Origin of the sequence: Nocardia carnea, assembly GCF_029869215.1 — a bacterium.
Lineage (GTDB): Bacteria > Actinomycetota > Actinomycetes > Mycobacteriales > Mycobacteriaceae > Nocardia > Nocardia carnea_B.
Genome location: NZ_JARWPM010000159.1, coordinates 1 through 1,586 on the forward strand (window position 1 = coordinate 1; position 1,586 = coordinate 1,586).

1 protein-coding gene is annotated in these 1,586 nt (G+C 68.5%); it reads right to left on the reverse strand.

The window, feature by feature from the left end:
- On the reverse strand, positions 1-1,558 hold a 1,558-nt coding region (locus QH276_RS10545; protein WP_280399442.1), incomplete at its 3' end, for a condensation domain-containing protein.
- Between the last annotated feature and the right edge of the window lie 28 nt (positions 1,559-1,586).

Here is a 1,586-nt window from a genome sequence, read left to right on the forward strand (position 1 = left end):
CGCCGCGCAGGGCGTACAGCATCAGCAGGTCCCGCATGAGCAGCGGCATGGACCAGCCGTCCACCAGGATGTGGTGGGTGGTGATCACGAGCTTCCAGGCGTCCTCGCTCCAGCGGACCAGGTGGAACCGGATCAGCGGCGCAGCCGACATATCGAAATGCCGGGCCCGGTCCGCGGCCAGCAACCGGTCGAGTTCGGCCGCGCGCTCAGGTTCCGGCAACGTGCGCAGGTCGATATCGCGCCACGGCACCGACACAGAGCCGAGAACCACCTGCACCCACTGCCCCTCGGCATCCGCGACGAACGCGGTCCGCAGATTCGGATAGCGCTCGACCAGTTTTTCCGCAGCCTGCCGCAGCCGGACGGGATCGACACGACCGGTCAGATCGACCGTTGACTGCATGGTGTAGACGTCGTGACCGTCGCGCACCAGCTGCGCGTGGAACAACAAACCCGCCTGCAACGGCGACAGCGGCCACACCTCGGTCAGCGCCGGATAAGCCCGCTCCCAACGGTCGATATCGGGTTGCGCGACCCGCACCAGCGGCATATCCGACGGGGTGAACCCACCCGCCTCCGGCCGGCGGACGTGCTCGGCGAGTGCGGTGAGGGCCTCGACCCACAGATCCGCGAACTCGCGCACCTTCTCCTCGCTGAACAGACCCGTGACGTACGCGAAGGACGCACTCAACACCGGTCCCTCGGCCCCGGAGGTGACGATGGCATTGATATCCAGCGGCGCGTGGGCGGGCATCTCGCCGTCGATATCGGCCGACACCGGTCCCAGATCCGCGGTGGGCATCCAGCCCAGGTCGGCCATTTCGGCCGGAACCTCTCCGGACGAGACCCGGCCCAAGTAGTTGAACCCGATCTGCCCGGGTATCCACTCGGGCAGCCGGGCGCCTGTTTCGGGGTTGAGGTGGCGGAGCATACCGTAGCCGAGACCTTTGTCGGGGACCGCGAGGAGCTGTTCCTTCACCGATTTCACGACTGCGCCGAGTTCTCGGCCGCCGGCGAAGGCCGCATCGATATCGACACCCGGCAGTTCCAGCCGCACCGGGTACACGGCGGTGAACCAGCCGACGGTGCGGGACAGATCAGCCCCGGGCACCACGGTTTCCTCGCGGCCGTGCCCCTCGAGTTTCACCAGCGCGGCCCGCGCCCGGCCGGCGCCGCGCCAGCGCGCGAGCGCCAGCGCCAGCGCGGACAGCAAGGCATCGTTGGGACCGCCGTGATAGCGGGCACCCAAGGTGGTCAGCACCGCCTCGGTGACCTCGGCCGGAAGGGCGACCTCGAACGTTTCGACGGTCGCCCGGGTATCGACGACCGGATCGAACGGACGGGTACCCAACACTGGGTCCGGGGTGGCCGCGACCTTCTGCCAGTACGGCAGCTCCGCGGCACGTTCCGGGGTAACGGCGGCCTCGGCCAGTCCATGGGCCCACCGCCGCAACGAGGTACCCACCGGCGGCAACACCACCGGCTGACCCGCAGCCAGCTGCGACCACGCCAACGCCAGATCCGGAATGATCACCCGCCACGACACACCATCGATCACGAAGTGATGCGCCGCGAACAGCAGCACA